Genomic DNA, 6,954 nt, shown 5'->3' on the forward strand with positions numbered 1-6,954 from the left:
GGCGCGATGTCTTCCCGCGAACCGCCACCGAGGCCGGCTCAGCCGTCGGCCAGCGCGCGTTCGGCGAGCGCGCCGATCACCGGCGCGAGCGTCATGGCGTAACCGCTGGTGAGGTGGTTGTCGTCACGGTAGACGAGGTTGTTGCCGACGATGACGGGACAGCGGGCCGCGGTGCAGAACAGCGAGTTCAGGTCGGCATACCGGCCGCCACCCGCCGTGACCGCCGCGCGCTCGGCCGCGATGCCCGCGTCGTCGACCGCGACCGGTCGGTCGGGGACGCATGCCGAGGCGTCGTCGACGTGCTCGGCCACGCACGCGGGCACGGTGGAGTGTGGATCGGGGACTCCACCGAGGACCAGGACGGTCGATCCGGCGGCTCGCAGCTGGACGACCAGGCGATTGAGGCTGTCGATCCACGCCTGGTCGTAGGACACGAAGCCGAAGTCGCCACCGTAGCGCCGGGACATGCCCACCACGATCAGCCGGGGCCGCTCGTTGCGCAGCCGGGTCATGATCTGCCCGCGCCACTGCTCGCATTCGGAGTACGCGCGGCCCAGATAGGGGCTGGTGATGGGCAGGTCGAGCAGCGGGCAGGTGACTTTGGCCATGGTCTCCAGTCGCCAGTGGCGCGACACGGCGGTCTGCTCGAACGCCGGTTGCCACATCGCCGCGTGGGAATCGCCGACCAGGGCCACCGTGGTGGCCGCGTCCGTAGCGCCGGACGCGCACTCGCCTTGGCCCACGTCCTGCCAGGACCGGAAGCAACCGTTGTCGAACACCTCCGCTCGGTCGCCGCGCGCACTCGCCAGGGAGGGGGTGAGGTTCGACGGAACAGCACGAATCTCGGCCGAGGCGGCGACCGCCGATTGGGCCTGTGCCGTCAACTGCTCGACCGCCTCGGTGTAGGGGTCGGTGGCGGTGGCCGGCGCGGCCGGTGTGATCAGCGTGAGACTTCGCGCCGCCATGCCACGGCCGACCGGGGCGGGCACGATCATGAGCAGCGCCAGCGCTACACAGATGGCCGTCGCGGTGCTCACGCCGCCGCACGCCAGACTGAGCCTGCCCGAACGTTTCAACCGGTCGGCGAAGCGCACCGGATCCTCGATCAGCCGCTGGGTGAGCATGGCGAGTCCACCGGCCATCGCGACCGCGCCCAGCGCGCCCACCAGCCCCAGCGGGCGGCCGAGCACCTGCGGCGCGAGCACCAGCAGCGGCCAGTGCCAGAGGTACCAGGAATAGGACACTCTGCCGATCGCCCGCAGCTCCGGCACGGCCAGGACTCGGCCGATCCCGAATCGCGTTACGGCGCAGCCGGATGCGATCACCAGGGCCGCGCCCAGCACCGGTAGCAGCGCGGCGGTCCCGGGATACTGCGCCTTCTCGGTCAGCTGAGCGCAGGCCGTCACGATCAACCCGAGCCCGGCCCATCCCGCGGCCACTGCCGCCCATGGCGGCAACCGGGACCACACGCCGACCGACAGCGCCACCATGCCACCGGCAGCCAGTTCCCAGGCCCGCGCGGGCAGCGTGAAGAACGCCCACGGTGGCAGCGTCCGGGTCCAGGTCAGCGAGACCGCGAAGGAGAGCGCGGCGACCACCGCCAGGACGATCAGGTACGGCAGGGGTGTGGCCGTCCCGTTTCGCCGCCGCCGCACGAGCCAGGCCGTCGCGATCACGAGCGCGGGCCACAGGAGGTAGAACTGCTCCTCCACGCCGAGTGACCAGAAATGCTGGAACGGCGAGGGCGGCGTGTCGGCGGCCAGATAATCGGTGCCGTGCGCGGCCGAACGGTAGTTCCCGGCATACAGCGCGCTCGCGATCCCGTCGCCGAGAGCTTCGCGAGCCTGCATCGGCGGCAACAGCACGGCCGCGGCGATCGCCGCGGCGACGAGCACGATGCCCGCGGCGGGCAGCAGCCTGCGCGCACGCGCGCCATAGAACCGAACCAATTCGACCATTCCCGTCTCGGCCGCTTCCCGGTAGAGCATTCCGGTGATGAGAAATCCGGAAATGACGAAGAATACGTCCACGCCGACGAATCCACCGCCGATCCCCGGCACACCAGCATGAAATAGGACGACGGCCAGCACCGCCACCGCCCGCATTCCCTCGATGTCTCCCCGAAATCCCGCTCTCGGCAACGCGCCGTCGAACCGGTCCACCCGCCGATTTCCCAACCCGCTGACCGTGGCCGCCATGTGCAGCATTGTCATCGGTTTCGTGAACCGAGTCCCGCCGACGCGCCGCCTACTTACACCCTGCCACGATGTTCGATGGACCACGGCGGGACCAGACCGCCAGGCTTCCACCTCGGCCGACGAGCCGACAACCCTGCCGCCCAGTTCCATACTCGCGCCCTCGCGGCACGAAGTTCTCCGAGCCGATGGCGGCGCGGGGATATCCACATCGGAGTGCGGGAGATGATCCCGCTCACCAAAACTCACCGGGCCGACACGACCTCTTATAGATACGACTGGTCGAGCCGATCGATAAAGGAAAAATCCATTTAGGGCGGCAGCATTTCAGGTCGGAAGACGGGGCACCGAGCGGCATTACAGCGGAACCGATACGGGGTCGATGGGCGACGAGCCGCTGCAATCGATCCGCTCGGATACGAGCAGGGAGTACTTTCACCGCTTCCGCAGTGGCGATGTGTTGCGTACGGATACGCGCCTCGAGCCGGTGCCGCCGCAGTCAGCGGGAAGCACCGGATATTTCCAGCCGGCTCCTCGAGGCAACACCCGTCCAGCGGGTGTGAAGTGGACCGCGACGGGGGGCGGTGGGGCGGGTGAGGATCAGGGCATGATCGAGATGGCGGCGGTGGTGGGGGTTGCGGTGGCGGCGTTGGGGATGGTGCTCACGCCGGGGCCGAACATGATGTATCTGGTGTCGCGGACGGTTTCGCAGGGGCGGCGGGCCGGGTTGGTGTCGTTGGCGGGGGTGGCGGCGGGGTTCGGCGTGTATCTGGCGGCGGCGACCGCGGGGATCACGGCGGTGTTCGCGGTGGTCCCGGGCCTGTATCTGGCGGTGAAGCTGGCGGGGGCAGCGTATCTGGGGTGGCTGGCGTGGCAGGCGGTGCGGCCGGGAGGCGTGTCGGTGTTCGCGCCGACGGCGCTGGCGGCGGACCCCACCCGACGGCTGTTCGCGATGGGGCTGGTCACCAACCTGCTGAATCCGAAGATCGCGATCATGTACATGGCGTTGATTCCGCAGTTCGTCACGCCGGAGCACGGTCGGGTCTGGTTGCAGAGCCTGGGCCTGGGGGTGGTGCAGATCGCGGTGGCGCTCAGCGTGAACGGCCTGATCGTGCTCGGCGCGGGTGGTCTCGCGAGGTTCCTCACCGGGCGCCCCAGGTGGCTGCGCATCCAGCGTTACGTCACCGGCACCATGCTCGGCACGATCGCCGCTCTGCTCGCCACCGACCGCGCCCGCCCGATCCCGGCCTGAGCCCGGCCCCCCAAGGGATCGGGGACTGGAGGACCGGAGATCCGGGACCAGGGAGCGGGGTCGGCGAGAGCCCTCTTCGACTCAGCGCTGATCGGCCGCGTTTGTCAAGCGGTAGTGCAGTTCGGCGAATTGCCCGGCCTGCTCGACGCCGGTGAGCCGCATCCGGGAGGACAACAGGCGCCGCGGCAGCAGCGGTGCGCCCGCGCCCAAGGTCACCGGAGCCACGCTCACCATGATCTCGTCGAGCAGTCCGGCGTCGGCGAATTGCCCGGCCAGGTCACCGCCACCGACGATCCAGATATTGCGATCACCGGCCGCCTCGGTCATCTCCCGGTGCACCGCCTCGATCGCCCCCGAGACGAACCGGAGATTCGCGCCGGGTAGGGCGGGGAGATCGCGGTGGGTGAAGACCCAGCACGGAAGGTCCCCGTAGTACTCATGCCAGCTCTCCGGCGGCTCGTTGGCGACCATCCACTCGTAGGTGGTCGCGCCCATGCACATGGCGCCGACCTGCGCGAGAAAGCCGGCGATGCCCGCCTGCGCCTCATCCGCTCCCTCCACCTCGAAAAGCCAGGTGAGCGAGTTGTCCGAATCAGCGAGGTACCCGTCGAGGGTGGTTGCCGTGTAGTACTGAGTTGCCATGGCACGAACGATGCCAGCGAAACCTGACAGTCCACGGCAGGGTTCGGCGAATCATCCGCGTCGCAACCGCCGCACCCCCTCGTCCAGCGTCTCGTCGCGCTTGCAGAAGGTGAAGCGCACGAGGTGATTCCAGGCGGCGGTGTCGTCGGCGAACACGCTGACCGGCACCGCGGCCACCCCTTGACGCTTCGGCAGTTCACGGCAGAAGGCCACGCCATCGGCGATGCCCAACGGGGTGATATCGGCGACGACGAAGTAACCGCCCGCGCTCGTGTACACCCGCATCCCCATGTCGGCGAGCGCGGCGGAGAGGCGAAGACGCTTCTCGGACAACGTCTCTCGCAGCTCCCGCACCCAGTCCGGCTCGTGGTCGATCGCATGCGCGACCGCGGGCTGGAACGGGCCGCCCGCTACGAAGGTCAGGAACTGTTTGGCCGCGAGCACCCCGACGATCAGCTCGGCAGGCCCGCATGCCCACCCGATCTTCCACCCGGTGACGCTGAAGGTCTTCGCCGCGCTGGACACCACGATCGTCCGTTCGGCCATGCCCGGCAGAGTCGCCAGGCTGATGTGCTCGGCGCCGTCGTAGGTCAGGTGCTCGTAGACCTCGTCGGTCAACACCAGAATGTCGTGCTCGCAGGCGATTTCGGCGATCGCCTGCAGGTCCGCGCGCCCGAGCACGGTGCCGGTCGGATTGTGCGGCGAGTTGACGATCAGCATCCGGGTCGCGGGGGTGATCGCGGCACGCAGGCTGTCCAGGTCGAGGACGAACCGGTCCCCGTCTGCCACCAAGCGCGCCGTGCGCCGCCGAGCGCCGGCCAGCGCCACGGCCGCCGCGTACGAGTCGTAGTACGGCTCGATCAGCACGACCTCTTCGCCCGGCTCGACCAAGCCGAGCACCGCAGCGCTGATCGCCTCCGTCGCGCCCACGGTCACCAGCACTTGTGCATCGGGGTCGTAGTCGGTCCCGTAGCGCCGGGCCCGATCGTCGGCCACGGCTCGGCGCAGCACCGGCATGCCGCGCCCCGGCGGGTACTGGTTGAGCCCGTCGGCGATGGCACGGCGCGCCACTTCCAGCATGCTCGCGGGCCCGTCGCTGTCGGGGAATCCCTGACCCAGGTTGACCGCGTCGTGCCGGACGGCGAGCTCGGTCATCTCGGCGAAGATGGTCGACGCGAAGGGGCGCAGGCGGGCAACGGTCTGGTGTCGCGAGGGCATAACCGGAGACTAGCCCCCTATCTCGATGTCATCGCGAACGCCGGAGGCCGCCGGGCAGGCCTGGGGTCTGCGCGCCGGGCTCAACCCAGCCGAACGCCGCCCAGCTTCGCCGGATTCGCCAGATCGTAGGCCCCCCAGACCACTCCGTCACGCACCGTGAAGCCGACCACCCGAGCGGGGTAACCGGCCCGGCCCTCGGACGCCGGACGAGCCTCGACTCGCAGCCCCAACTGCCCGTTCACCGACACGAATTCATAGACCGGCGACGCGTCCCGCAGCCCGTACTTACGCACCAGGCCCAGGTAGAAACGGGCGATGCGATCCGCGCCGTGCAGGATGTTGATCGCGGTGGCGGTGGTGCCGTTGGCATCGCCGATCATCACCGCGTCCGGATGCAGCGCCGCCGCGACGGCGGTCACGTCACCGGAGCTCAGCGCGAGGAGAAAGCGCTGCACGGCGGCCTCGTGCTCGGCATCGGGCACCGGCTGCGGCGTCTGCGTCACCGCCTTGCGGGCGCGGACCGCCAGTTGCCGCGCGGCGTCGGCGGAGATGCCCAGGATGTCGGCGATCTCGTCGAACGGCACCGACAACCCGTCGTGCAGCACGAAGGCCACACGCTGCGGCGGCGTCAGGGTGTCGAGCACGATCAGCGCGGCGAACCGGCACTCCTGCTTGCGCACCACGGCTTCCAGCGGGTCGGGCGCGCTCGACGGCGTGCGAGCGGTGACCACCGGTTCCGGCAGCCACTGGCCCACGTAGCTCTCCCGCCGCGCCGCCGCGCTACGCAGACGGTCCAGGCAGATACGGCTCACCACGGTGGTCAGCCAAGCCCGCAGGTCATCGATCTCGGACTGGTGCGCGCCCGCCAAACGCAACCAGCTCTCCTGGACCGCGTCCTCGGCATCGCCGACGCTGCCCGTCAGCCGATAGGCGACCGAGAGCAGATGCGCCCGATGTGATTCGAACAGGTCGGAAAGCAGCGCGGCAACCATCGAGGAAGAAGTCTACGGTCCGGTTCGAAACGTTCCCGCACGGCATCGGCGGCGAGGTAATCCGGATGATCCACCGAACCTTTCGTGACAGCATGACGCGATGGACCACCACGTGCTGTCGAACGGGACGATCTGGCTGTCGGCCCCGACGACGGACGATATCGACACGATCACCGAGTGCTGCCAAGATCCGGCCATCGCGGAGTGGGTGACCATCCCGGTGCCGTACGTCCGGGACAGTGCCGTCACCTTCATCGAGAAGATGGTCGTCCCCGGTTGGGCGGCGCGCAGTCCGATCTGGGCGGTGCGGCTGCGTGCCGACGGACCGGTGATCGGCACGATCGGTCTCGGCGCAGTCGACGAGAGCGCGGCAGAGATCGGTTTCTGGCTCGCTCCGGCGCAGCGGTCGCGCGGCCTGATGACGCAGGCGGTCGAGCTGGTGTGCCAGTTCGGGTTCCGCGCCGACGGCCTGGCCCTGGAACGGATCGCCTGGCGCGCGTTCGTGGGCAACTACGCCTCGGCCGCCGTCGCCAGGCGCGCCGGATTCCGGTACGAGGGACTGTCCCGGCTGGGCAGCATCCAACGTGGACGACGCCGCGACCACTGGCTCGCCGCCCGGCTGCGCACCGACCCGCCCGGCCCGGCGGGCGACTGG

6 protein-coding genes are annotated in these 6,954 nt (G+C 69.5%); 2 read left to right on the top strand and 4 right to left on the bottom strand.

Annotated elements, in window-relative coordinates; translation table 11 throughout:
- Positions 1 to 38 precede the first annotated feature (38 nt).
- Positions 39 to 2,105 carry an acyltransferase family protein gene (locus tag NA8_RS27460; RefSeq protein ID WP_063053249.1) on the bottom strand — a complete coding sequence of 689 codons (2,067 nt, stop codon included), beginning with the start codon at positions 2,103 to 2,105 and terminating at the stop codon, positions 39 to 41.
- A 697-nt stretch (positions 2,106 to 2,802) separates the two neighbouring features.
- Between NA8_RS27460 and NA8_RS27465 the strand changes: the two genes are divergently transcribed.
- Positions 2,803 to 3,447 (top strand): LysE family translocator, encoded by a 645-nt coding sequence (locus NA8_RS27465; RefSeq protein WP_063053250.1) that lies wholly within the window; start codon positions 2,803 to 2,805, stop codon positions 3,445 to 3,447.
- An 81-nt stretch (positions 3,448 to 3,528) separates the two neighbouring features.
- Here the strand turns inward: NA8_RS27465 and NA8_RS27470 are convergent, their stop codons facing one another.
- The 3 genes from NA8_RS27470 to NA8_RS27480 form a co-directional block, all read right to left on the bottom strand.
- Positions 3,529 to 4,089 carry a dihydrofolate reductase family protein gene (locus NA8_RS27470; protein ID WP_063053237.1) on the bottom strand — a complete coding sequence of 187 codons (561 nt, stop codon included), beginning with the start codon at positions 4,087 to 4,089 and terminating at the stop codon, positions 3,529 to 3,531.
- A 51-nt stretch (positions 4,090 to 4,140) separates the two neighbouring features.
- On the bottom strand, positions 4,141 to 5,307 hold the full coding sequence (locus tag NA8_RS27475; protein ID WP_063053238.1) for a pyridoxal phosphate-dependent aminotransferase: 1,167 nt from the start codon (positions 5,305 to 5,307) through the stop codon (positions 4,141 to 4,143).
- Positions 5,308 to 5,387: 80 nt separating this feature from the next.
- Positions 5,388 to 6,299, bottom strand: a complete 912-nt coding sequence (locus tag NA8_RS27480) for a sigma-70 family RNA polymerase sigma factor (RefSeq protein ID WP_063053239.1) — start codon at positions 6,297 to 6,299, stop codon at positions 5,388 to 5,390.
- Positions 6,300 to 6,399: 100 nt separating this feature from the next.
- Here NA8_RS27480 and NA8_RS27485 point away from each other — a divergent pair.
- Positions 6,400 to 6,954, top strand: a 555-nt coding sequence (locus NA8_RS27485; protein ID WP_063053240.1) for a GNAT family N-acetyltransferase, incomplete at its 3' end; no start/stop codon positions are given.

The organism is Nocardia arthritidis NBRC 100137 (assembly GCF_001612765.1).
Lineage (GTDB): Bacteria > Actinomycetota > Actinomycetes > Mycobacteriales > Mycobacteriaceae > Nocardia > Nocardia arthritidis.